At 33.5% G+C, this 24,276-nt stretch carries 21 protein-coding genes and 1 tRNA gene; all 22 read left to right on the top strand.

Translation table 11 applies throughout. The features are described from left to right. The first annotated feature begins 41 nt into the window (after nt 1-41). The 22 genes from murQ (at nt 42) to IRZ83_RS05370 (ending at nt 24,073) form a co-directional block, all read left to right on the top strand. On the top strand, nt 42-863 hold the full coding sequence (gene murQ / locus IRZ83_RS05265) for an N-acetylmuramic acid 6-phosphate etherase (RefSeq protein WP_194567282.1): 822 nt from the start codon (nt 42-44) through the stop codon (nt 861-863). Between the two features lie 34 nt (nt 864-897). Beyond that, nucleotides 898-2,403: a sodium:solute symporter gene (locus IRZ83_RS05270; protein WP_194567284.1), complete on the top strand. Its 1,506-nt coding sequence runs from the start codon at nt 898-900 to the stop codon at nt 2,401-2,403. Between the two features lie 62 nt (nt 2,404-2,465). Beyond that, the gene (locus IRZ83_RS05275; RefSeq protein WP_194567286.1) at nt 2,466-5,465 is read left to right on the top strand and encodes a glycoside hydrolase family 3 N-terminal domain-containing protein; all 3,000 of its coding nucleotides are present in this window, start codon (nt 2,466-2,468) and stop codon (nt 5,463-5,465) included. Nucleotides 5,466-5,677: 212 nt separating this feature from the next. Next, nucleotides 5,678-6,883: an anhydro-N-acetylmuramic acid kinase gene (locus IRZ83_RS05280; protein ID WP_194567288.1), complete on the top strand. Its 1,206-nt coding sequence runs from the start codon at nt 5,678-5,680 to the stop codon at nt 6,881-6,883. A 50-nt stretch (nt 6,884-6,933) separates the two neighbouring features. Continuing rightward, nucleotides 6,934-8,205, top strand: a complete 1,272-nt coding sequence (locus tag IRZ83_RS05285) for an acyltransferase family protein (protein ID WP_194567290.1) — start codon at nt 6,934-6,936, stop codon at nt 8,203-8,205. A gap of 95 nt (nt 8,206-8,300) precedes the next feature. Beyond that, nucleotides 8,301-9,872, top strand: a complete 1,572-nt coding sequence (locus IRZ83_RS05290; protein WP_194567292.1) for a glycoside hydrolase family 10 protein — start codon at nt 8,301-8,303, stop codon at nt 9,870-9,872. After that, nucleotides 9,859-11,406: an MFS transporter gene (locus tag IRZ83_RS05295; RefSeq protein ID WP_194567294.1), complete on the top strand. Its 1,548-nt coding sequence runs from the start codon at nt 9,859-9,861 to the stop codon at nt 11,404-11,406. The genes IRZ83_RS05290 and IRZ83_RS05295 overlap by 14 nt, the downstream gene beginning before the upstream one ends. A 22-nt stretch (nt 11,407-11,428) precedes the next feature. Beyond that, entirely contained in the window at nt 11,429-11,770 is a 342-nt protein-coding gene (locus IRZ83_RS05300) for a hypothetical protein (protein WP_029268541.1), read from the top strand. Between the two features lie 26 nt (nt 11,771-11,796). Then, nucleotides 11,797-12,246 carry a GNAT family N-acetyltransferase gene (locus IRZ83_RS05305; protein ID WP_194567296.1) on the top strand — a complete coding sequence of 150 codons (450 nt, stop codon included), beginning with the start codon at nt 11,797-11,799 and terminating at the stop codon, nt 12,244-12,246. A 2-nt stretch (nt 12,247-12,248) separates the two neighbouring features. Then, on the top strand, nt 12,249-13,862 hold the full coding sequence (locus IRZ83_RS05310) for a glycoside hydrolase family 3 protein (RefSeq protein ID WP_194567298.1): 1,614 nt from the start codon (nt 12,249-12,251) through the stop codon (nt 13,860-13,862). Nucleotides 13,863-13,998: 136 nt separating this feature from the next. Then, a complete protein-coding gene (locus tag IRZ83_RS05315) occupies nt 13,999-14,637 on the top strand; it encodes a peroxiredoxin (RefSeq protein WP_194567300.1) in 639 nt (212 codons plus the stop codon). A gap of 222 nt (nt 14,638-14,859) precedes the next feature. Further along, nucleotides 14,860-15,168, top strand: a complete 309-nt coding sequence (locus tag IRZ83_RS05320; protein WP_007805605.1) for a thioredoxin family protein — start codon at nt 14,860-14,862, stop codon at nt 15,166-15,168. Nucleotides 15,169-15,277: 109 nt separating this feature from the next. Further along, on the top strand, nt 15,278-15,535 hold the full coding sequence (locus tag IRZ83_RS05325; RefSeq protein WP_017495510.1) for a DUF6952 family protein: 258 nt from the start codon (nt 15,278-15,280) through the stop codon (nt 15,533-15,535). Between the two features lie 301 nt (nt 15,536-15,836). Continuing rightward, on the top strand, nt 15,837-16,334 hold the full coding sequence (tpx, locus tag IRZ83_RS05330) for a thiol peroxidase (protein WP_194567302.1): 498 nt from the start codon (nt 15,837-15,839) through the stop codon (nt 16,332-16,334). A gap of 13 nt (nt 16,335-16,347) precedes the next feature. Next, nucleotides 16,348-16,722 (top strand): diacylglycerol kinase, encoded by a 375-nt coding sequence (locus IRZ83_RS05335; RefSeq protein WP_029268526.1) that lies wholly within the window; start codon nt 16,348-16,350, stop codon nt 16,720-16,722. Between the two features lie 18 nt (nt 16,723-16,740). Further along, nucleotides 16,741-19,197: a DNA translocase FtsK gene (locus IRZ83_RS05340; RefSeq protein ID WP_194567305.1), complete on the top strand. Its 2,457-nt coding sequence runs from the start codon at nt 16,741-16,743 to the stop codon at nt 19,195-19,197. Between the two features lie 7 nt (nt 19,198-19,204). Then, nucleotides 19,205-19,897 carry a LolA family protein gene (locus IRZ83_RS05345; protein WP_051662694.1) on the top strand — a complete coding sequence of 231 codons (693 nt, stop codon included), beginning with the start codon at nt 19,205-19,207 and terminating at the stop codon, nt 19,895-19,897. Between the two features lie 7 nt (nt 19,898-19,904). Next, nucleotides 19,905-21,359, top strand: a complete 1,455-nt coding sequence (locus IRZ83_RS05350; protein WP_194567307.1) for an LptF/LptG family permease — start codon at nt 19,905-19,907, stop codon at nt 21,357-21,359. A 2-nt stretch (nt 21,360-21,361) separates the two neighbouring features. After that, nucleotides 21,362-22,495 (top strand): 3,4-dihydroxy-2-butanone-4-phosphate synthase, encoded by a 1,134-nt coding sequence (gene ribB / locus IRZ83_RS05355; RefSeq protein WP_029268517.1) that lies wholly within the window; start codon nt 21,362-21,364, stop codon nt 22,493-22,495. A gap of 1 nt (nt 22,496) precedes the next feature. Further along, complete coding sequence (locus IRZ83_RS05360) at nt 22,497-22,895, top strand: acyl-CoA thioesterase (protein WP_029268515.1); 399 nt, start codon at nt 22,497-22,499, stop codon at nt 22,893-22,895. Between the two features lie 150 nt (nt 22,896-23,045). Beyond that, nucleotides 23,046-23,130, top strand: a tRNA-Ser gene (locus IRZ83_RS05365). Between the two features lie 421 nt (nt 23,131-23,551). Further along, a complete protein-coding gene (locus tag IRZ83_RS05370; protein WP_194567309.1) occupies nt 23,552-24,073 on the top strand; it encodes a hypothetical protein in 522 nt (173 codons plus the stop codon). The last annotated feature ends 203 nt before the right edge of the window (nt 24,074-24,276 follow it).

A 24,276-nucleotide genomic window follows, 5' to 3' on the forward strand; every position in this document is an offset into this window, starting at 1 on the left:
TTTTTGAATTTCACGCATACCGCCTACAAAAAAAAGAAAAAATGAAAAATAAAAATCCTGAAACTGAGCAAGAATCTTTATACAAAGATTTAGATCAAATGAGCGTTAAGGAACTTCTCCTTAACATCAATACAGAAGATAAAAAAGTACCGCATATTGTTGAGCAGCAAATTCCGAAGATTGAGAAATTAGTAAAATCGATCGTGAAAAAGATGCAGCTCGGAGGCCGATTATTTTATATTGGAGCAGGAACTTCTGGCCGAATCGGAATTTTAGACGCTTCTGAATGTCCGCCAACTTTTGGAGTTTCACACGATATGATTATCGGAATCATTGCGGGAGGTGACACAGCGATCAGAAAAGCGGTTGAAAATGCAGAAGATGATACCGAACAAGCTTGGAAAGATTTAGCTAAATTTGAAGTGTCGAGCTTGGATTTTATTATCGGAATTGCAGCTTCAGGAAATACGCCTTATGTTTTGGGAGGATTGAAAAAAGCAAAAGAAAACAACATTAAAACAGGAAGTATTTCTTGCATCAGCAACGGACTGATTGCTCAAGTTGCAGACCATCCGATCGAACTTATTGTTGGACCGGAGTTCCTTACCGGAAGTACAAGAATGAAATCAGGAACGGCACAAAAATTAGCTCTAAACATGATTTCGACAGCTGTAATGATAAAACTCGGAAAAGTAAAAGGCAACAAAATGGTAGACATGCAGTTATCCAACGAAAAATTAGTAAAACGCGGTATCAAAATGATAATGGAAGAATTGGAAATTGAATATGATCTAGCTGCCGAATTATTGCAAAAACACAAAAGCGTGCGTGCTGTTTTATCAGAAAACAGTTTAAAAAAATAACCAAAAACAACCTGATAACTAAACCAAAAACATAATGTCTTCAAGTACTATTTTAATTTTCATCTTTGTTTATTTTGGGCTTTTACTGCTCATTTCAAACATTACAAGCAAAAAAGGTCAGGACAATGATTCTTTTTTCAAAGCAAATAAAAATTCTAAATGGTACTTAGTTGCTTTTGGTATGATTGGCACCGCGCTTTCGGGCGTAACTTTTATTTCTGTGCCGGGAGAAGTTGGTTCGCCAAACGGAGAACAATTCAAATATTTTCAGTTTGTATTAGGAAACGCAATCGGATTTATCATAATTGCTAAAGTCTTGCTCCCACTCTATTATCGAATGAATCTGACTTCGATTTATAGCTATATTGAGCAGCGAATGGGCGCAAAAAGCTACAAAACTGCCGCTTCAATATTCTTGATTTCACGAACAATCAGTTCCGCTTTTAGGCTTTATTTGGTTGTCATTGTTTTACAGCGCTATGTGTTTAACTATTATCATATTCCGTTTCCACTGACAGTATTTTTAGCACTTACACTCATCTTTTTATACACTTATAAAAGCGGACTGAAAACTATTATTATAACAGATACGCTGCAGACATTTTTCTTGGTGACTTCTGTTTTTATCACCATTTATTTTGTCTGCGACAGTTTAGATTTAACAATTATTGAATCGATTTCCACCATTCAAAAAAGCAATTATTCTAAAGTATTTTTCTTTGATGATTTCTTTAGCAATAAATATCATTTTGTAAAACAAATTCTTGGCGGCATGTTCGTGACAATTGCAATGGTTGGGCTGGATCAAGATTTAATGCAGAAAAACCTGAGCTGCAAAAACATCGGCGAGGCACAAAAAAACATGTTTACGTTTACCGGAATTTTTGTTTTAATCAACATCATTTTTTTAAGTTTAGGCGCATTATTATACATCTACGCTAATCAAAATCATGTTGCAATTCCGTTAGATTTGGTAACAAATAAACCTCGAACCGATTTGCTTTTTCCAGAAATTGCCTTAAATCATTTGTCTATTATTCCGGCTTTTGTTTTTCTTTTGGGAATTATAGCAGCAACTTTTGCCACAACAGATTCGGCTTTAACGGCACTCACAACTTCTTTTTGCGTTGATTTTCTCGGAATGGATAAATCTGAAAATTTAACCAATACAAACAATATTAAGAAAAGACATTTTGTGCATTTTGGATTTTCAATCTTGCTTTTTTTAGTAATTATTGTGCTGAATTCTTTTAACGACAGTTCTGTTGTAGCCCTGATTTTTAGAGCCGCATCTTATACTTACGGACCACTATTAGGATTATATGCTTTCGGATTATTGCAAAAATTAAGAAGAGTAAACGACAAATTGATTCCTATAATCTGTCTTATTTCTCCAATACTAACTTATTTTTTAAGCGAAAATTCAGCTCAATTGTTAGGATATACTTTTGATAACGAATTAATTATAATAAACGGATTATTTACTTACATCGGAATTTACTTTACCAGCAAAACTTCTGACGAAAAAATATCTTTTTAAAAACATGAAAAACAGCAATACAAATTCATTTAATTGATATTCTATTGCCAAAAAATAATTCAATGAAAAATTCAATTATAAAAATAGGCCTCTTTTTAGCTGTCCTTTTTTTAATTATAAACTGTGGCGTTTCTAAAAAAAATAAAACAAAAGCTATTGTTGACAAATCAATTTCAACAGAAAAAAAAGAAACCTACATTGCCAAAAACAAATCAGAAAGAAAGTCTTTTTTAAAAGACTCTGATGCTGAAAATCGTTGGGCAGACAGCATTTATTCTAAAATGGATTTAGATGAAAAACTGGGACAGTTATTTTTTGTTTCGGCTTATTCAAACAAAGATTCCGTTCATGAAAATAAAATAAAAGCTTTGGTTGAAAATTATAAAGTTGGCGGGATCATTTTTTTTCAAGGCGGTCCGGTTCGCCAGGCAAAATTGACCAATGTTTATCAGGCAAAAGCAAAAGTTCCTATGTTTATAGGACTAGATGCCGAATGGGGCTTGAGCATGCGCTTAGATTCAACATACCGTTATCCTTGGAACATGACTTTGGGCGCGATTCAGGATTTAAATTTAATTGAAAATGTCGGTAAAAATATGGGCGCCGAATGCAAGCGAATGGGAATCCACTTTAATTTTGCGCCAGTTTTAGACATCAATACAAATCCGCTGAATCCTATAATTGGTAATCGTTCTTTTGGAGAAAACAAAGTAAATGTTGGCAATAAAGCCGTTGCTTTAATGAAAGGAATTCAAAGTCAAGGCGTTCTTTGCACAGGAAAACATTTCCCCGGACATGGCGACACTTCTTCAGATTCGCATAAAACATTGCCAATCGTTTCTTTTTCTAAAGAACGTATTGACGAAGTTGAATTATATCCGTACAAACAATTGTTTGATGAAGGTTTAGCATCTGTAATGGTGGGTCATCTTAATATTCCGAGTTTAGAACCACGCGAAAATTATCCATCTTCTGCCTCTTATGAAGTGGTAACAAATCTGCTTCAAAAACAAATGGGTTTTGATGGACTAATTTTTACGGATGGTTTAGGCATGAAAGGCGCAAGCAATTTTAAAGGCGTTGGCGATCTTGAATTAGCCGTTTTACAAGCCGGAAATGATATTTTTCTCTGTCCAGATGATGTACCAACGGCAGTAGAAAAACTAAAGACTTTTTACGCAGATGGCCAAATTACAGAAGATCGTTTGGCACATTCGGTTAAAAAAATTCTTCATTATAAATACAAGGCTGGCTTAAACAAATACAAACCTGTTGATTTACAAAATTTACAGCAAGATATTAACGGTCCGCAAAATGATGCGCTTCATTATAAATTATATGAAAATGCCATTACCGTTTTAAAAAATGAAAAAGAAATTCTGCCAATAAAAAATCTAAATCAAAAAATTGCTTACGTAAAATTAGGCGACGATGATAACAGCGATTTTATAACTGCATTAAAAAAATATACCGAAATCACTGAAGTTGCGAATACCAACGTCGACACTTTAAACGCAGAATTAAAAAAATACGATCTCGTAATAATTGGTTTTCATAAAATCAATAAACCTTGGGAAAAGCAAGATTTTACAGAAATGGAATTATTTTCGCTTCAAAAAATTGCCGAAAATAATAAAGTAATTTTAGATGTTTTCGCTAAACCATATTCACTGCTTCCAATACCTAATTTTGATGATATTGAAGGGGTAATTGTTTCGTATCAAAATGCAGCGATTTCTCAAATTGTCTCTGCCGAAATTTTATTTGGAGCAAAAGAGGCAAAAGGAAAACTTCCGGTTTCTATTAATGAAAATTTTAAAGTTAATGAAGGCTTAACAACTCAAAAAATAGATCGCTTAGGTTTTGAAACGCCAGAAAACGTGGGAATGAATTCTGCTATTCTTTCTAAAATTGATGCCATTGCACAAAAAGCAATTGATGGCAAAATGGCGCCAGGAATGCAGGTTTTAGTGGCCAGAAAAGGAAATGTCGTTTTTCAGAAATCGTACGGATATCATACGTACGATAAAGATGTAAAAGTATCTAATACTGATTTATTTGATGTCGCATCGATTTCTAAAATGATTTCGACACTTCCAAATGTCATGCAGTTGTATGATAAAAACAAAGTTGCTTTAGACACAAAACTAGGAACAATGCTGCCGCTTTTTGCAAAATCAAATAAAAAAGATATTTCGTTTAAAGAGCTATTAAATCATTATGCCGGACTTATTGCCTGGAGTCCGTTTTACAAATCTACAATTGATGCGAAAGGTTATCCGCTGGCTAAATATTATAGAAAAATTCCAGAGAAAAATTTCACCACAAAAGTAGCTGACAGCCTTTTTATTCGAAATGATTATCACGACACGATCATGAAATTTATCGCCGACTCTCCAATTTCAATTAAAAAAGAATACAAATACAGCGATTTTACTTTTATCATTTTAAAAGAATATTTAGAAAGAGCAACGCACGAAAAATTGGAAGATTTAAGCAAAGAGAATTTCTACAACTCAATCGGAATGAATTACACGACATACAATCCGCTGTCGAGATTTGATAAAAATGCAATTGCTCCAACTGAAATCGACACTTATTTTAGACATCAGGTAATTCAGGGTTATGTGCACGATATGGCTGCGGCTATGGAAGGCGGCATTGCTGGTCACGCGGGAATTTTCTCGAATGCAATGGATGTTGCTAAAATGATGCAACTGTTTTTGCAAAAAGGAAGTTATGGAGGCAAACGTTATTTTTCTGCTGCTACTTTCGATACTTTTAATACTTGTTTTTATTGTGCCGAAGGCGTTGAAAGAGGTTTAGGTTTTGATAAAAGAATGGGAAAAGACGGCCCGACTTGCCAATGCACATCACCTTCTAGTTTTGGACATACCGGATTTACTGGAAACATGGCTTGGGTTGATCCCGAAACTGAAATTGTATACGTTTTTCTGTCTAATAGAACCTATCCTGAAGTTGGCGAAGAAGGAAATAAATTAGCCAAAGAAAAAATTCGGGAAGATATTCAGAAAATTATTTATGAATCTATAATAAAATAATTTTGCCCTGTTAGGTTTTATTAAACCCATAGAAACATAGATTTTATATTTTGAATAAAAAAGTGTACAAAAAGAAACTCATTTCTAACACATAGAGCTATCTGCTTTATTTTTAGTGAAAGGATTTTTATAAAGCTAATAAAATCTATGTCCTTATTTGTTAGAATTAATTGCTCCCAAGTGGTTAACTTTAGCATTTTAAATGAACTTTTATGAACAAAAATATTAAGGTACTTTATCAAATTGCCCAAAAGCAAACTCGAAAAATTATTGGGCTTATGTCCGGAACTTCTCTTGACGGCCTCGATATTGCGTTATGCGAAATCTCTGGTTCAGGCGAAAACACTGACGTGAAAATTATTCAGTTTGAAACCATTGATTATTCTGAAGAAATTAAAATTGAAATTCGAAAAGTTTTTGCTCAAAAAAATATCGACTTTCAACATTTGGTTTTGCTTAACGAATGGATTGGTTTGCTTCATGCCGAAATGATAAATGAAAGCCTAAAAAAATGGAAAATTTCATCGGATGAAGTCGATTTAATTGCTTCGCACGGACAAACTGTTTTACATGCGCCAAAATTTCTTCACAAGCAGGAAAAGTTCCCAAACGCTACTTTACAAATTGGCGATGGAGATCATATTGCGGTAAAAACAGGCATCATAACATTATCTGATTTTAGACAAAAACACATTGCTGCAGGTGGTGAAGGTGCTCCATTAGCCGTTTATGGCGATTATTTTTTATTCGGAAAAAAAGGAGAAAATCGTATTATGCTGAATATGGGAGGAATTGCCAATTTCACTTATTTGCCAGCGACTTTAAATGCCGAAGAAACTTTTGTAACCGATTCTGGTCCCGGAAATACTTTAATCGATCTTTTTGTAAAACAATATTATCCTGAAAAAAGCTATGATAAAGATGCAGAAATAGCCAAACAAGGAACTGTAAATAAATTGCTTTTGCAGCATTTAAAAGACAATGATTTCTTCAAAAAAAGTTTTCCAAAAACAATCGGCCAAGAATTATTTGGCGCCAATTATGTAAATACTGCTCTGGAAAAAAGCAACATTCAGAATATTCCAGCTCCAGATTTATTGGCAACCTTAACGCGATTTAGTGCTGAAACTATTGCAGAAGCCATTCAATACGCTGTAAAAAACACTTCATATAAAATTGAAGATTTCAAAATCTATATGTCTGGCGGCGGAACAAATAATCCGTTACTGGTAAGCTGGCTAAAAGAATTATTGCCATGTCAATTTTATAAAAGCGATGATCTAGGTATTTCCAGCGATGCCAAAGAAGCTGTTTTATTTGCCGTTTTAGCCAATGAAACAGTTGCTGGAGGAGATTTTAATTTTGGTTCGCAAAAAATTCCATCTGTAACTATGGGAAAAATTTCGATGCCCAATTAAATCAAAAAAAGACTAACGAAACCAAAATCTAACCACAAACCAAAAAAAAAATGAAAGACCGCATCATCTCAGTTGATGTTTTAAGAGGACTGACTGTCTTATTAATGACACTTGTAAACAATCCAGGAAGCTGGAGTTATGTTTACCCGATTTTAGATCACGTAAAATGGAACGGCTGTACGCTAGCCGATTTAGTTTTTCCAACTTTCATATTTATCGTTGGGATCGCAATTCCTTTGGCTATGCCAATAAAAAAAGACGATCCTGAAAACTTCCTTAAAATAATAACACGCTCTCTAAGAATCATTTGTTTAGGAATGTTTCTTGGCTACTTCTACTCCATCCATTTTTTAGGATTACAGCCCGGATTGCTTCTTTTAAGTATCCGTTTGTTTTTTACCATTTTGGTGGGTTACTGTTTAATTGGAAATTTCAAACTCAAAACAAAAACCATTTTAGCAGTTTTAATTTTTATCACTCTTTTAGGATTAGCTTACAGCGGTCACGAAAACTTTGCTAAAGTTCGATTATTTGGCGTCTTACAGCGTATAGGAATTGTCTATTTTTTTGTCTCGCTTATTTATTTAAAAACAAATATCAAGGCACAAATTATTTTAAGCGCCTCAATTTTATTGGGTTATTGGGCATTGATGACTTTAATTCCTGTTCCCGGCATTGGTTATGCAAATCTTGAACCGGTTACTAATTTTGCATCTTGGCTGGACAGTGTTTTGCTTGAAAATCATATGTATATCGAAACTAAAACCTGGGATCCCGAAGGTATTTTAAGTACTTTGCCTGTTATTGCAAATGGCGTGATTGGTTTATTAATTGGGCAATTGCTTATCAAGCCTTTGCCAAAATTACAAATTACCAAAACAATGGCAATTACAAGTATTGGTTTGATCGCTTTAGGACTGCTATGGTCTTTGGCTTTTCCTATAAACAAATCGATCTGGACCAGCTCGTACGTTTTATTCACATCCGGAATTGCGCTTTTAATCCTTTCTATAATTTATTATATTATTGATGTTCTCAGCTATAAAAAATGGACGCCTTTTTTATTGTCTTGGGGCGTTAATCCAATGATTGTGTTCTTTGTTTCCGGAATTTTACCGCGTGCGCTTACCATGATTAAAATTCAAGATCCTGAAAATATTGGAGATACAATCAACGTTAGAGATTATGCTTATCATTTCTGGATTAGTCCACTTTTTGAAAACCAAATGGTATCATCTTTGTTGTACTCAATACTATATATAATTTTATGGAGTTGTGTATTATGGTATTTTTATAAAAAAGGACTAATTTTTAAAGTATAAGACAGCCTCAAAATATAAGAACACTATTATAAAATTATAATTTCTTATACTCATCTAAAAAAACTATTTTTGGTTTTTGTTTAAAAAAGATTACAATGCATAAAAATCAGCAACTATTATTCTCTATCATACTTTTATTGTTCCTTGGATGGAGCGTTAACGCACAGGAAAAAGCACTTTATCCTAAAAACGAATTTAGAGGTGTTTGGATTGCAACCGTCGTAAACATTGACTGGCCAAAAACAGCAACAGACGGTGTTGAGAAAGAAAAAGCTGATTATCTTGAAATTTTAGATACTTATAAAAAACTAAATTATAACGCTGTAATTGTACAGGTAAGAAGTGTTGGCGATGCTTTTTATCCTTCTGAACTGGCACCTTGGTCTCGCTTTTTAACTGGGAAAGAAGGTCAGGCTCCAACTCCTTATTATGATGCACTTGCATGGATGATTGAACAGGCGCATGCGAGAGGTTTCGAATTTCACGCTTGGCTTAATCCGTATCGTGCGACTTTCGATTTGAATAAAAATCTGTTAAGTCCAAATCATGATATTTTCAAACACCCAGAATGGATGATTGAATATGGCGGAAAATATTACTACGACCCTGCTTTGCCTGAAGTTCAGGAACATTTAACTAAAGTAGTAAAAGAAGTTGTTGATAAATACGATATCGATGCGATTCATTTTGATGATTATTTCTATCCGTACGCAGTTCCAGGAAAAGTATTTAACGATACAGCATCTTATAAAAAATATGGTTCTGGTTTAAGCGTTGGCGACTGGCGCCGTGCCAATGTGAGCAACTTTGTGCACACGATTTCTACTACCATCAAAGCAAGCAAACCTTGGGTTCAATTCGGAATTAGTCCATTTGGCGTTTGGAGAAATAAATCACAAGATCCGAAAGGTTCTGAAACACAGTCAACTTCAAACTACGACGATTTATATGCCGATCCTGTTTTATGGATGGACCAAAAATGGATTGACTACATTATGCCGCAATTGTACTGGAGTATGAATAATCCGAGAGCTTCTTATTCTAAATTGGTAAAATGGTGGGCAGAAAATTCTAATAATACTGCAGTTTATATTGGTCACGCTTCTTATAAAATTAGAGGCGACAGCGATAAAAGCTGGAACTTTGCAAGCGAAATTCCAACACAGATTGATTTTGCCAGAAGTTTCAAAAAAGTAGGCGGGAGTGCTTATTTCAGTGCCAAGTGGTTCATGACTAAAAACTTTGACATTGTAAGACTAATACAAGAAAATCAATACAAATATCCTGCACTTACGACTGCAGTTCCAAATTTAAAACACGTTATTATAGATACGCCGGTTGTAAATGAATATGCAAAAGACAGCATTCATTATACTTTTACCATTAAATCTCCGTACAATACAAAAGTCCGTTATATGGTAATTTACGGAGCAGATCATATTTCAAAGATTGATATTAACGATGCTAGGCAAATTGTTCAGAAAATGTTAGTACGTGATAACGCTGAAACAATTGCATTTTCTATCCCTGCAGAAAAAATGAATCAGTATAAAGCTTGCGCTGTGACATTTATTGATTATTTTGCAAACGAAAGTACACCAACTATTATCGACTTAAAAAAGACATTTAAAATCTATTCCCCTGCTCAGCCTAATGAAAACAGATAATAAACCTTGGTATTGGATTCCGCTTCTAAATTTTGCTTCTGGCCTGCCTTACGCCGTAATTATTTCGGTTTCGGTAATCATGTACAAAAAACTTGGAATCTCTAACAAAGACATTGGTCTTTATACCAGTTTATTGTATCTGCCTTGGGTAATCAAACCACTTTGGAGTCCTTTTATCGAATTAATCGGAACAAAAAGAAAATGGTTTTTATCGATGCAATTGCTTATTTCAATTGCCTTTTTATTAGTCGGATTTACAATTCCAACAAGTGGTTTTTTCATGATGACCTTGGCCATTTTTTGGGTTGCCGCCTTTGCTTCAGCTTCAAATGATATTGCCAGCGATGGCTTTTATTTATTGGTTTTGCCTGAAGACAAACAATCATTTTTTATTGGAATAAGAAGTACTTTTTATAGGCTCGCAATGTTGGCCGGAAACGGATTAATTGTTTTATTAGCTGGATATCTGGAACACAAATATGGAGACAATACTAAAGCTTGGTCTTACACCATGATTGCTGTTGGTTTCTTAATGACTTTTATAACCGTATACAATTTTTTCTCCACACCAAAAACTGAAATAAACGCAGGCGAAAAACCTATAGATACAAATAAACAAAGCTTTGCAAGTATTTTTGCAAGTTTCTTCAAGAAAAAACAAATTCTTATAGTCCTTGCTTTTATCTTATTATTCAGATTAGGAGAATCGCAATTAATTAAAATGCTGACTCCTTTTTTAGTAGATCCAATTAAATATGAATTAGTTGAAACAGGATTGGGATTAGATGAAGGTCAGATAAAGGCATTAGAATTATACAATTCAAAGGTTAAAAACGGTGAAAGGTTATCGGATTTAGAACTACAATCGCTTTATTCTAAACTGCCTATTTTAGTGCAGATGAGAGATGAGACGAAACCGTTGGAAGAAGTAAAAAATAAAGATAAGGAAGAATATAAAAATGCAAATAAAGCCAGAATTGACTTTGTAAATTTATTGATTACTAATAAAGGAAATCAAAAAACAATCAAAAAAGGCGGTATGGGACTTGAAACCGAAGATATTGGTTTGATTTATGGAACTTTTGGATTAATTGCTTTAACCTTAGGTGGCATTTTAGGCGGAATTGCAATTTCAAAACAAGGTCTGACAAAATGGATGCTTCCCATGATTTTAACCATGCATTTGCCGATAATTGGTTTTATCATGTTAGCACATTTTCATCCGGCTTCTATTTATTATATTTATGCTGTTGTAATAATCGAACAATTTGGTTACGGTTTTGGTTTTGCTGCTTTTATGATGTATTTGATTTATGTGGCTGAAGGAGAATCTAAAACTGCACATTATGCACTTGCAACCGGTTTTATGGCAATGGGAATGATGTTGCCGGGAATGGTGAGTGGTTACATTCAGGAATATTTAGGTTACGGAAATTTCTTTATTTGGGTATTTCTGGCTACAATTCCTGGTATTATTTTATCACGTTTTTTAATTTTCCCGAAAGATTTTGGGAAAAAATCAGAAGAAGTTTAACCCCAAATCAAACATCTTACCTATGGAAATCAATGAAAATTTGCAGGCCGAACGCAACTTGAAAGGAGTTGAATTCGAAAAAACCGGAAATCTTGAAAAAGCAATTGAATTATATGAGGAAAATGTCGCGGAAAGCTTTAAAGGAAATCATCCTTACGATCGACTGGCTACAATCTACAAAAATCAACTCGATCTTGACAATGAAATTCGGGTCTTAGAAAAAGCAATAATTGTTTACGAAGAAATTACAATCGAAGACCGAATTGAAGGTTTGCCAAAACTTTTTCGTTTTAAAAACCGATTAGAAAAAGCACTTCAAACTAAAACTCAGCTTGCCAAACAAAAGAAAAGCAAACTCAAATAACAGCATAAATCTTAGCGCATTTAATCATGAGCAACATAAAAAGAACAAACTCTGACGATAATGATTTCAAAAATCTGGTTGTTTTATTAGACCAAGATTTAGCAATTAGAGACGGAGATGATCACGCATTTTATAATCAGTACAATAAAACAGACAAAATAAAACACGTTATTGTTTTTTACGAAAATGACGTTGCAGTGGGCTGTGGCGCTTTTAGAGAAAAAGAACCGCAAACAGTCGAAATCAAGCGTATGTTCGTGCATCCAGATTATCGAAAAAAAGGAATTGCTTCAAAAGTTTTAGATGCTTTAGAAATTTGGGCAGGTGAATTAAATTATCCTTACAAGGTTTTAGAAACAGGAAAAAAACAGCCAGAAGCCATTAACTTGTACCAAAAACTAGGTTATTCTATTATACCGAATTACCCTCCTTACGAAGAGATGGAAAACAGTGTTTGCATGAAAAAGATTTTATAATAATGAAAATGACGACTCAAGATTTAAAACAAAAGGTGGGACAATTTTTTTTCCCAGCTGTTTTTATAAATGACACCGAAGAAAACATTCAAGAAACGGAGCGTTTAATAAAAGAATATAACATTGGCGGATTGACTTTTTTTCACAGTCGTGCCAGTGCTGCAACGAACTACGAAAGCAAGAAAAAAGTTGTTTTTAATGATGATAGTTATCAAAAAATCAAAGATTTGATTATTCGTTATCAAAAAGCCGCTTCTACTCCACTCTTAATCAGTATTGATGCAGAATGGGGTTTGGCAATGCGAATTGAAAAAACACCGCAATATCCGTATGCGATTACGCTTGGTGCTTTACCAGAAAATAAATCATACTTGGTTTATGAAGTTGGAAAACAAATTGGCTTAGACTTAAAAGCTGCCGGAATTCATTACAATTTATCGCCTTTGGCAGACATTAATAACAATCCGAATAATCCCGTTATTGGTTATCGCTCTTTTGGTGAAAACAAAGAAAAAGTAGCCAATTTTGCTGTTGAATATTTAAAGGGAATGTCTGAAGTTGGTATTTTAGGCTGTCTCAAACACTTTCCAGGACACGGAAATACGAATGTCGATTCGCATTTAGGATTGCCCGTTTTAAATGAAACGCTAGAAGAATTATTAGAAAACGAATTATATCCATTCATCAAAGGAATTGAAAATAATGTCGACTCGATTATGATCGGACATTTGGCTGTTCCTAGTTTAAACGACGGAAAAGATACATCTGCAACTTTATCAAAAGCGGTTATTCAAACACTTCTGCGCGAGAAATTAGGCTATGATGGTTTAGTGATTTCTGATGCCTTAAACATGCACAGCGTTTCTAAATTATACGAAACCAAAGGAGATTTAGAATGGGAAGCTTTCAATGCTGGAAATGATGTTTTATGCTTTGCTGAAAATGTTCCAGAAGGAATTGAAGCAATTCTTAAAAAAGCTTCTCTGGAACGCATTGAAGAAAGTTTCAATCGAATTATGAAAGCCAAAGAAAAAGTTGGAATTCTTTCTCAAAATAATTTTACTTCAGGAACATTAAATTTTGAAAAAGCATCAGAATTAAACTTTAAAATTGCTCAAAATTCAATTACAAAAATTATAGACAATTCGAATACAGAATTGGCTTTTGAAGCTCAAAAAAATAATCAATTAGCAAAGTTGAGTTTATATAAAAGTACTGAAAATACTTTTTTTGCAACTTTAAATTCAAAATTGCCCTCTCCTGAATTTGCTTTTGAAAATTTAGAAATTTCAGATAGTAAATCAATTGAAAAAGAGCTTGAAAATTTTGAAACCATAATTATTTCATTATTTGTTCCAAAGGCAAAACCATTGAATAATTTTGAAGTTAATGATGAAGTTTTTGCTTTGGTTTCAAATTTATTGCAAAATAAAAAATGTGTCCTCTATGTTTTCGGAAATCCGTATGTTTTACCTTTGATTCCGAATCTGAAAAAGGCTTCTGGACTTATACAAGTTTATCAGGACTTTGAAGAGTTTCAAAAAAATGCGGGAATTCAATTCTTAGAAAATAAAACTTGTAACGGATTATTACCAGTAAATATTGACCTTCAATAACTTACAAAACTCACAATCTAAGTCATAACTAAATACTATCACTAAATAAATATTAATAATCACATCTTATTGTGAGTAGCCCTACTTATGCCCTACTTTTGCAGCAGAAATAAATTTTTAACGTAAAACGAAAAATATGTCTTTAGTAGGAAAAAAATTCCCAAGTATTGCAGTAGATGCCATCTCAGAAATGGGTGATAACTTAAAAATCAACATTTTTGACGAAGCAGTAAACAACAACAAAAAAGTATTATTGTTTTGGTACCCAAAAGATTTCACTTTTGTATGTCCAACTGAATTACACGCCTTTCAATCTGCATTACCAGAATTTGAAAAAAGAAATACTATCGTAATCGGAGCTTCATGTGACACAAACGAAGTACACTTTGCTTGGCTAAACACTCCAAAAAACAATGGTGGAATCGAAGGTGTAACGTACCCAATCTTAGCAGATACAAACCGTAACTTAGCTAACATTTTAGGTATTCTTGATATCGAATCTACAGAATACAGCGAAGAAACTGATTCAGTTATTATCGAAGGTTCAAATGTAACTTACAGAGCTACTTACCTAATTGACGAAACCGGAAAAATCTTCCACGAAAGTGTAAACGATATGCCATTAGGACGTAACGTAAACGAATACCTTCGTATGGTTGATGCTTACACACACATTCAAGAAAAAGGAGAAGTTTGTCCTGCAAACTGGGAAGCTGGTAAAGAAGCTATGTCTGCAGACAGAGTTAGTACTGCTGAATACTTAAGCGCTAATTAAGCTGCTAAGATACTAAGATTCTAAGATGCTAAGTTTTTTAACTAAACTTTTGAATCTTAAATACAATTCTACAATAAAAGTCAAGAGATTCTAAGATTAAACTTAGATCTTAGAATCTCAACAACTTAAAAAACATCAAATAAATCCACACAAAGTTATTCGGTTCTAGAGCAAACTTAGCATCTTAGAACCTTGGCAACTTAGTGTCTTAAAATAAAAACTATGTTAATCGACTTAAACGAAGATACGTTAGCAGATTTAGTTGCTAAAAATGAAAAAGTAGTAGTACAATATTCAGCTTCATGGTGTGGAAATTGCCGTATTATGAAACCAAAATTCAAAAAATTAGCAACAGAAAATGAAGCTATCACTTTTGTTTTGGTTGATGCTGAAAATTCTCCTGAATCAAGAAAATTAGCCAATGTAAGCAACTTGCCAACATTTGCAACTTTCGTAAACGGACAATTAGTTGGCGAAACCCAAACCAACAAACAAGAAGTTTTAATCGATTTGGTAAACGCAATTGCTTAATTTAGATCGGTTAGACTTGCTTAGATTTTTAGACATCTTAGATGATGTAAAAAATTAAAGAAAGTCTAAGAAGTCTAAGAATGTCTAAAAATCTAAGAAGTCTACAATTATGAAATTACCTGTAATAAAGCAATTGACCCAATTTATCGAAGAAAACGATCAGGATTATATCATTGAAACGATTGAAGTTCTAGAAGCGATGACTGAAATTCCGTCTTTAAAAGATGAAGAATTAGATGTAATTGGCGAATTAATTTCGAATATGTATGGTGCACTTGAAGTTCATAAAATGGTAGTTCAAGGCACAGATAAAAAAGAAGCTTTGAATGCGTTTATGAAACGCGTTTTAGGTTCTATCGATAAATAACCTACCTATTTCCTGAGAAATAAAAAACATGACTAAAGAAGCGTTTCTGAATAAGAGGCGCTTTTTTTATGTCTGATTATCTGGGCGAGCCACCATTAGAAAAAGGGGCTAATATACCTTGCCTACATTTGCCCCTTTCCCTAATACTGTCGGGCTGTCCGCGCTACTTCGGTAGCCTGCTCCCATCCCTCTCGCGGGCAAAACAAATTCCCGTCTTAAACTATACTTAAACCCGCAACAAATACTTTTAGATTCAAATATTAATCCTTACTTTTGAGCCTCATTAAATTAAACAAAAATCATGGCTTCAATAACATTAGGAGGAAATCCAGTTCATACATCAGGCGAATTACCAGCGGTTGGATCTCAACTTGCTGATTTCAAATTAGTACAAAACGATTTATCAGTTGCTTCATTAAGCAATTTCGCTGGTAAAAAACTAGTTTTAAACATTTTTCCAAGTGTTGATACAGGAACTTGCGCAACATCTGTCAGAAAATTCAACGAAAGTGCAAGCGGATTACAAAATACTACCGTTTTATGTATTTCTAGAGATTTGCCTTTTGCTCAAAAACGTTTTTGTGGAGCTGAAGGGCTAGAAAATGTTGTTAATTTATCTGACTTTAAAGAAGGAAGTTTTGGTAAAGCAAACGGACTAGAAATTGTTGACGGACCTTTAGCCGGCCTACATTCAAGAGCAATTATTGTAGTTGATGCTGATGGAAAAATCACTCATACAGAACAAGTTGCAGAAATTGCAAACGAACCAAATTACGAAGCAGCTTTAGCAGCACTATAATATTTTCCTATAAATGGAGTTTCAAAAAGATAATACTTTTGTTACGGGCCGGTTAAAAAGCATGACATATGCTTTTAACGGCGCTGTAAAGCTTATTAAAACAGAACATAGCATTATGGTTCAATTCTCATTGGGGATTTTCATGACTATTGCTGGGTTCTATTTTCATATTTCACAAACCGAATGGCTATGTCAAACCTTAGCCATTGGTTTAGTTTTAAGTGTAGAAGGGCTAAATACTGCAGTAGAAAAAATTGCAGATTTCATTCATCCTGACTACAGCAAACGAATCGGATTTATTAAAGATATTGCAGCTGGGGCGGTATTTTTTGCCGCATTGACAGCTATAGCAATAGGCTTGATTATTTATATACCAAAATTTATTTAGGCAATAGTAAACGCAAGAATGGCAAAAACAACCAAAAAAGAAACTGTAGATAAAAAAAAAGAGCCAAAAACTGAGACTTTAAGATCTTGGAAAATAACTAAACAACAAAAATTTGTTTTAGGTTGCCTTTTGGTACTCTTTTCTATTGCATTATTAGTTGCATTTATTTCTTTTTATGTCAACGGTCAATGGCAGACAGATCAAAGTGCGGTAAGCCAGCTTGGCGATCGCACGGAAGAAGTACAAAATTGGCTTGGAAAATTTGGAGCTTATCTTGCCGATCTTATTGTTTATAGAGGTTTCGGTCTTGCTTCTTTTATATTAGTCCGTTTATTTTTCTTGACCGGACTATTTCTGGCTTTAGAAATGTCAACCAAAAGACTTAAAAGCATTTGGTTTTGGGACTTATTTGCCATTATTATCGTTTCTGTATTGTTTGGCTTTTTTGCTACTTCAGCTCCAGAATTAGGTGGCACAATTGGGTATGAACTTAATTTATTCCTTCAGGATTACATTGGAAAAACAGGTACACTACTAACCTTGCTTTTCGGAATAATTATTTATGTAATTTTTAAAATTAAATTATCTCCTGAAAAAATTCAATCTTATTTTCATTCGACTAAAGATCAATTTAAATCAGAATTGAATGCTATAAAAACACCTCAACAGCCTGAAAGTGCTTATAATTTAGAAGAATTTGCTATTGAGGAAGAAGATCCAGAATTAGACAATATCCATCTGAAAACAGAAGACACTCAATTCGAAATCAATAAGGAAGCTTTAAAACCAACGATTTCAAATCCGTCAGAAATTGATTTGAATCCGGTTTTAAAACCAGTGCAAATGAATATTAATCCAGCAACACCAGTAACCGCTCCAGTTCATACTGAAGAATTTGTTATTGAAAAAGCAGAAGAAGAAGATATCATTGAAGAGAATCTTGCTTCTCGCCTCGTTGCAGATTTTGGATTGTTTGATCCAACTTTGGATTTATCGAATTACAAATTCCCTACAATTGATTTATTAAAAGAATATTCGACTGGCGGAATTACAATTAATCAAGAAGAATTAGAAGAAAATAAAAACAAAATTGTAGATACACTTCGTAACTACAAAATTGAAATTGCTCAAATTAAAGCTACAGTTGGTCCTTCTGTAACGCTATATGAAATTGTACCGGAAGCCGGAATCAGAATTTCTAAAATTAAAAGCTTAGAAGATGATATTGCTTTATCATTATCAGCGTTAGGAATTCGTATTATTGCTCCAATTCCAGGAAAAGGAACAATTGGTATCGAGGTTCCGAATAAGAATCCTACTATGGTTTCTATGAAAAGCGTTATTGGTTCAGCAAAATTTCAGGAAGCTGAAATGGAACTCCCAATTGCTTTAGGAAAAACAATTTCGAATGAAACTTTTGTTGTCGATTTAGCTAAAATGCCTCACTTACTGATGGCGGGTGCGACTGGACAAGGAAAATCTGTCGGATTAAATGCTGTTTTGACTTCTCTTTTATATAAAAAACATCCTGCAGAAGTAAAATTTGTTTTGGTCGATCCTAAAAAAGTAGAGTTAACATTATTTAATAAAATTGAAAGACATTATTTAGCTAAACTTCCTGATACTGAAGATGCAATTATTACAGATAATGCTAAAGTTGTAAATACTTTAAATTCACTTTGTGTTGAAATGGATAATCGTTACTCTTTACTAAAAGATGCGATGGTTCGTAACATTAAGGAATATAATGATAAGTTTAAAGCTCGAAAATTAAATCCTGAAGCTGGACATAGATTCTTGCCTTACATTATATTGGTTGTCGATGAGTTTGCCGATTTGATTATGACAGCGGGTAAAGAAGTCGAAATTCCGATTGCTCGTTTGGCTCAGCTGGCCCGTGCTATTGGTATTCACTTAATTATTGCCACACAAAGACCATCTGTAAACGTTATTACAGGTTTGATTAAAGCGAATTTCCCTGCGAGAATTGCTTTTAGAGTAACCTCTAAAATTGACTCAAGAACAATTCTTGACACACAAGGAGCCGATCAGTTGATTGGGCGAGGAGATTTATTATATACGAATGGAAATGATGTCGTTCGTGTACAATGTGCTTTTATTGACACTCCAGAGGTCGAAAAAATTACGGATTTTATTGGTTCGCAAAAAGCGTATGCCACAGCTTATTTGCTTCCAGAGTTTGTTGGAGAAGAAACTGGCATCAATCTTGATATGGATATTTCCGAAAGAGATACCTTATTTAGAGAAGCTGCTGAGATTATTGTAAATGCACAGCAGGGTTCTGCTTCATTACTGCAAAGAAAATTAAAATTGGGTTACAACAGAGCCGGTCGTTTGATTGATCAGCTGGAAGCAGCAGGAATTGTTGGCCCCTTTGAAGGCAGTAAAGCGAGAAGTGTGAATATTTCAGATCTGAGTGCTCTTGATCAATTTTTTAATAATGAACAAAATTAACCCCATCATGAAAACAAAAATTCAGGAAATCAGAAACAATTCTATCACAAACATGACTAAAAAGTGTCTTCAAATGGCAGTTATTTTGCTTTTGAGCTTCACTTCTATTCAAGCTCAGGATAAAAAAGCCAAAGATTTATTGAACGAAGTAACTGCTAAAATAAAAAGTTACGATAACATTGTGATCGATTTTAAATATTCTTTGAATAATGCAAAAGAAAACATAAATCAGGATAGCAAAGGAAATGTAACTATGAAAGGAAATCAATATGTTTTGAATTTCATGGGCGTTACAAAAATATTTGATGGTCAGAAAACATACACAATTGTTCCTGAAGATGAAGAAGTTACTGTATCTAAAGTAAACGAAAAAGACGACAATGCTATTACGCCTTCAAAAATGCTTACTTTTTTTAACTCAGGATACAAATATAACATGGACATCGTTCAAAATGTTAAAGGAAGAAAGATTCAATACATCAAATTAGCACCAACTAATGCTAAAGATCAAAGAAAAGAAATTCTTTTGGGCATTGATGTTCAGACAAAACACATTTATAATTTGATTGAAACTGGTAAAAATGGAACAAAAACCACTTTAACCGTTAATTCTTTTAAAACCAATCAGCCTTTATCAAAAAATCAATTTACCTTTGTAGCGAGCAAATATCCAAAATACTACATCAACAAATTAGATTAAACCAAGGTTGAAAATTTTAGACAAATACTTACTAAAAACATTCCTGATTACATTTACTACGGTATTTGTAATCCTTTTTTTTATATTCATACTCCAGACAGTCTGGCTCTTTATCTCTGAACTTGCAGGGAAAGATCTAGATTTAATGCTGATTGTGAAGTTTCTTTTATTCTCAATGCCTCGAATAATTCCGCTGGTTTTACCGCTGTCTGTTCTATTGGCTTCAATTATGACATTTGGAAATCTTGCTGAGAATTATGAATTCGCAGCAATGAAATCTTCAGGAATATCATTACAAAGAGCCATGCGCGTTTTAATCGTTTTTATTTTTGTATTGAGTATTGTTGCATTTTGGTTTGCTAATAATGTGATTCCTTACGCAGAATACAAGTTTGTCAATTTCCGAAAAAATATTGCTCAGGCAAAACCAGCCATGGCAATTGCGGAAGGTCAATTTAATGATGTTGGAACTTATAATATTAAAGTAAATAAAAAATCAGGCGAAAACGGAAATATCTTAACCGGAGTTACCATTCATGAAAAAGCCAATAACGTTGGAGAAAATAAAACTGTTATTAAAGCAAAAAATGGTAAACTGATCAGTAATGAAAAATCAAGTATTTTAAAACTGGTTTTAAACGACGGTTATTACTACCAAGATGTCACCCCTAAAAAATATGAAGATCGTGCGAAATTGCCATTTGTAAAAGCGGCATTTAAAAAACAGATCATCAATATAGATCTTTCTGAATTAAATAAAGTTGATGAAGACAAAGAAAATGTAGGAAGTACAAACGGAATGTTAAACGTTAATGAGCTTCGCTATACTTTAGATTCATTAAACAAAAATTTAGATACTGAAATTCTATCTTTTTCAGAAAATATTAATCAGCGTGTTGGAATTAAAAAATCTCCAATCGAATCAAAAACAGATATAAAGAAAAAATCGTTGCCGAACGATCTTTTATCAATGTACACAAACAAACAAAAAGCGGATATTTTAAGAATGGCCAGCGGAAACGTAACCAGTAACATTTATTCGATAGAAGCCACTCAAAAAGATTTAAAAGACAAGCAGCGTGACATTAACAAACACCTCAGCGCCTTATATGAGAAATTTGTAATTGCTTTTGCGTGTTTTTTAATGTTTTTTATCGGAGCTCCGCTTGGTGCTATTATTCGTAAAGGTGGTTTAGGACTGCCAATTGTATTTGCAGTTTTGATTTTTATTACCTTTCATTTTATCAATACATTTGGAAAAAGACTTTCTCAAGAAGGCGGAATGACCCCTTTTATGGGATCATGGATGTCCTCTTTTATATTATTGCCGTTAGCTATATTATTAACGTATCGTGCAACAAACGATAACGGATTAATAAACTTTGACGCGATTACAACACCAATATCACAATTCTTTCAAAAAATTTCCGAGCGCTTTTTTCCCGCTCAAAATCAACAATAATTATGTCAACAACAAAAATACAACTAAACACCATTGAAGAAGCTATAGAAGATATTCGTCAAGGTAAAGTAATCATTGTAGTAGATGATGAAGATCGTGAGAATGAAGGCGACTTTTTGGCGGCAGCCGAAAAAGTAACGCCAGAGATGATCAATTTCATGGCTACTCACGGACGCGGATTGATTTGTGCACCACTAACTGAAAGCCGTTGCAAGGAATTAGACCTAAGACCAATGGTTACCAATAATACAGATCATATGGAAACTGCTTTTACAGTTTCTGTTGATTTAAAAGGACACGGTGTAACGACAGGAATTTCTGCAGCAGACCGATCTAAAACTGTTTTAGCATTAACAGATTCGAGTATTAAACCACATGAATTAGCAAGACCTGGGCACATTTTCCCCTTAGTAGCTAAGCAAGGTGGTGTTTTAAGAAGAACTGGTCATACAGAAGCTGCAATTGACTTCGCAAGATTAGCCGGTTTTAAATCAGCAGGTGTTATCTGCGAAATTTTAAATGAAGACGGTACAATGTCTCGTTTGCCTGAATTGGTAAAAGTAGCTGAGAAATTTAATTTAAAATTAGTTTCGATTGAAGATTTAGTTGCTTACAGAATGCAGCACGATAGCTTGATCGTTAAAAAAGAAGATTTTGATATCGAAACTCGTTTTGGAACTTTTAGACTGAGAGCTTACGAGCAAACAACAAATAAACAAATTCATATTGCCTTAACAAAAGGAACCTGGAATCTTGGAGAACCGATATTAACTAGAATAAATTCTTCTCAGGTAAATAATGATTTATTAGGTACCTTAACTAACAATGCTGAACAGCAATTAGACGACATGTTTAAAGTAATTAATGAAAATGGCAAAGGCGCTGTTTTATTTATCAACCAAGATATGTCTGCTGTTAATTTGTTAAATAGAATTGCAGAACTTAAAACATTACAGGCAGAAGGTACAATGAAAGCTCCAAAGGTAATCATTGACAGCAAAGATTACGGAATTGGCGCTCAAATCTTACATGACATTGATATCTCTAAAATTAGATTAGTATCGAATACTGAGCAAACGAAACGTGTCGGAATGATTGGATACGGACTTGAAATCACCGAATATGTAAGCTACTAATATGGGTACAATCGAAGAAAGAATTATAAAATCTGAAACGCACATTTTTAAAGCCGTTTTTCCGAGTACAACGAATCATTATGACACTTTATTTGGAGGAACTGCACTTCATCTTATGGATGAAGTTGCTTTTATTTGTGCGACGCGTTTTAGCCGAAAAAAAGTGGTTACAATATCGACTGGCCAAATTGATTTTAAAAAAGCAATTCCAGCCGGAACTTTAATTGAATTAGTTGCAAAAGTGATTAATGTCGGAAGAACCAGCTGTAAGATTCATGTTGATATTTTCATGGAACAAATGTATTCAGAGCTTCGCGAAACTGTAGTTTCAGGAACTTTTTCGTTTGTTGCCGTTGATGAAAACAAAAAACCTGTGCCAATTTTAGACGATTTAAAATAATTTTCAAGAAATATCTTTTTCAGGAATACTGATAATTAAGCACTTGAAAATTTCTTAAAAAAAGTTTCAAAAAAAGTCCTGAAAAAGTTTTGATAACCGAAAAACCGTCTTATATTTGCACTCGCAATCAGCAAATGATCGCAACATACTGGAGAAATGGCAGAGCGGTCGAATGCGGCAGTCTTGAAAACTGTTGACTGTAACAGGTCCGGGGGTTCGAATCCCTCTTTCTCCGCGAAGGCCCGAAAACAAAGAAAAAATAAAATTTTCAAAAAAGGCCAAAAAGAGCGGTAAACCCTGCAAATCCAACGATTTGCAGGGTTTTTTCTTTTATTTCAAATTGTACGATTCGAAATCCCTTCTGTATGCAAAAGTCACAAAACTTTATCTTGCTTACAGCCAAAATAAATCTTGATTTAACTTTTGCAAACGAATTCATCACCGCGACAACCAAACACCTGATACAGATAATCCAAAGATTAAATAATTGCATTTTAATATCATTTTTAATATATTTATATGGATAAAAAACATTTACCGACTTAGATAAATTGATAAATAATACAGAAGACTAAGCAGTAACTTATTATAATTGAAACTCCTTCGACTACGATATTTATAATCCAGTTTGGCAATAACACAAAAAAATGTAAAAAATGATGAAACTAAAAATAACTTTAAGCATTATTATTGTGCTACTTAATATTATCTTAAGTAATGCGCAGGAAAAGAATAAGACTTCTGCAAGCGACTTTAAATTATTGGTTGGCAATTGGCAAGGTACTCTGACATATCTAGACTATTCATCAGGCAAACCTTATACGATGTCAGCAGAACTGGAAATTAAAAGGCTTGATAAAACAAATAAATTTATTTTTTCAAATATTTATCCAAAAGAACCTAGTGCAAATTCAGTTGATACTCTAACAATTTCATCTAACGGTGAATATATTGACAATGAATTAATAAAATTAAGGAAAAAACTAGAAAATGGCGAAATTGAAATTATTACCGAAAAACCAGGTAAAGATGGAAACGATAATAAACCAGCGATATTGAGATACACTTATACTATTAGTAAAACAGCTTTCAAGAAAAGAAAAGATGTCCAGTTTATAGGAGAGACTAAATGGATAAACAGGCATGAATATTCATATAAATTAAAATCCAGATCATAAACGGTTTGCAATATCGAAATACCTCTTTACATAAAGACCGAAACTTATCTGTAAATTAAAATTGTAAAATTTTGCATGCCCTATATTTGGTGTGTGAAAACAACATATCAATTATGGAATTACGCTTTTATTACAAAAATTAAGATTTTTTTCTGTTATTTTTATAAAAAACAACTATATACCTTACTTAACAAACACTCTCC

Origin of the sequence: Flavobacterium sp. JLP (assembly GCF_015350755.1) — a bacterium.
Classification (GTDB): Bacteria; Bacteroidota; Bacteroidia; order Flavobacteriales; family Flavobacteriaceae; genus Flavobacterium.

Bases quoted from the DNA above. Each gene is read 5' to 3' on its own strand.
- IRZ83_RS05280 (WP_194567288.1), top strand. From the start codon at position 5,678: ATGAACAAAAATATTAAGGTACTTTATCAAATTGCCCAAAAGCAAACT.
- IRZ83_RS05295 (WP_194567294.1), top strand. From the start codon at position 9,859: ATGAAAACAGATAATAAACCTTGGTATTGGATTCCGCTTCTAAATTTT.
- IRZ83_RS05290 (WP_194567292.1), top strand. From the start codon at position 8,301: ATGCATAAAAATCAGCAACTATTATTCTCTATCATACTTTTATTGTTC.
- tpx (WP_194567302.1), top strand. From the start codon at position 15,837: ATGGCTTCAATAACATTAGGAGGAAATCCAGTTCATACATCAGGCGAA.
- IRZ83_RS05325 (WP_017495510.1), top strand. From the start codon at position 15,278: ATGAAATTACCTGTAATAAAGCAATTGACCCAATTTATCGAAGAAAAC.
- IRZ83_RS05335 (WP_029268526.1), top strand. From the start codon at position 16,348: ATGGAGTTTCAAAAAGATAATACTTTTGTTACGGGCCGGTTAAAAAGC.
- IRZ83_RS05370 (WP_194567309.1), top strand. From the start codon at position 23,552: ATGATGAAACTAAAAATAACTTTAAGCATTATTATTGTGCTACTTAAT.
- IRZ83_RS05320 (WP_007805605.1), top strand. From the start codon at position 14,860: ATGTTAATCGACTTAAACGAAGATACGTTAGCAGATTTAGTTGCTAAA.
- IRZ83_RS05285 (WP_194567290.1), top strand. From the start codon at position 6,934: ATGAAAGACCGCATCATCTCAGTTGATGTTTTAAGAGGACTGACTGTC.
- murQ (WP_194567282.1), top strand. From the start codon at position 42: ATGAAAAATAAAAATCCTGAAACTGAGCAAGAATCTTTATACAAAGAT.
- ribB (WP_029268517.1), top strand. From the start codon at position 21,362: ATGTCAACAACAAAAATACAACTAAACACCATTGAAGAAGCTATAGAA.
- IRZ83_RS05340 (WP_194567305.1), top strand. From the start codon at position 16,741: ATGGCAAAAACAACCAAAAAAGAAACTGTAGATAAAAAAAAAGAGCCA.
- IRZ83_RS05270 (WP_194567284.1), top strand. From the start codon at position 898: ATGTCTTCAAGTACTATTTTAATTTTCATCTTTGTTTATTTTGGGCTT.
- IRZ83_RS05360 (WP_029268515.1), top strand. From the start codon at position 22,497: ATGGGTACAATCGAAGAAAGAATTATAAAATCTGAAACGCACATTTTT.
- IRZ83_RS05300 (WP_029268541.1), top strand. From the start codon at position 11,429: ATGGAAATCAATGAAAATTTGCAGGCCGAACGCAACTTGAAAGGAGTT.
- IRZ83_RS05345 (WP_051662694.1), top strand. From the start codon at position 19,205: ATGAAAACAAAAATTCAGGAAATCAGAAACAATTCTATCACAAACATG.
- IRZ83_RS05305 (WP_194567296.1), top strand. From the start codon at position 11,797: ATGAGCAACATAAAAAGAACAAACTCTGACGATAATGATTTCAAAAAT.
- IRZ83_RS05315 (WP_194567300.1), top strand. From the start codon at position 13,999: ATGTCTTTAGTAGGAAAAAAATTCCCAAGTATTGCAGTAGATGCCATC.
- IRZ83_RS05310 (WP_194567298.1), top strand. From the start codon at position 12,249: ATGAAAATGACGACTCAAGATTTAAAACAAAAGGTGGGACAATTTTTT.
- IRZ83_RS05275 (WP_194567286.1), top strand. From the start codon at position 2,466: ATGAAAAATTCAATTATAAAAATAGGCCTCTTTTTAGCTGTCCTTTTT.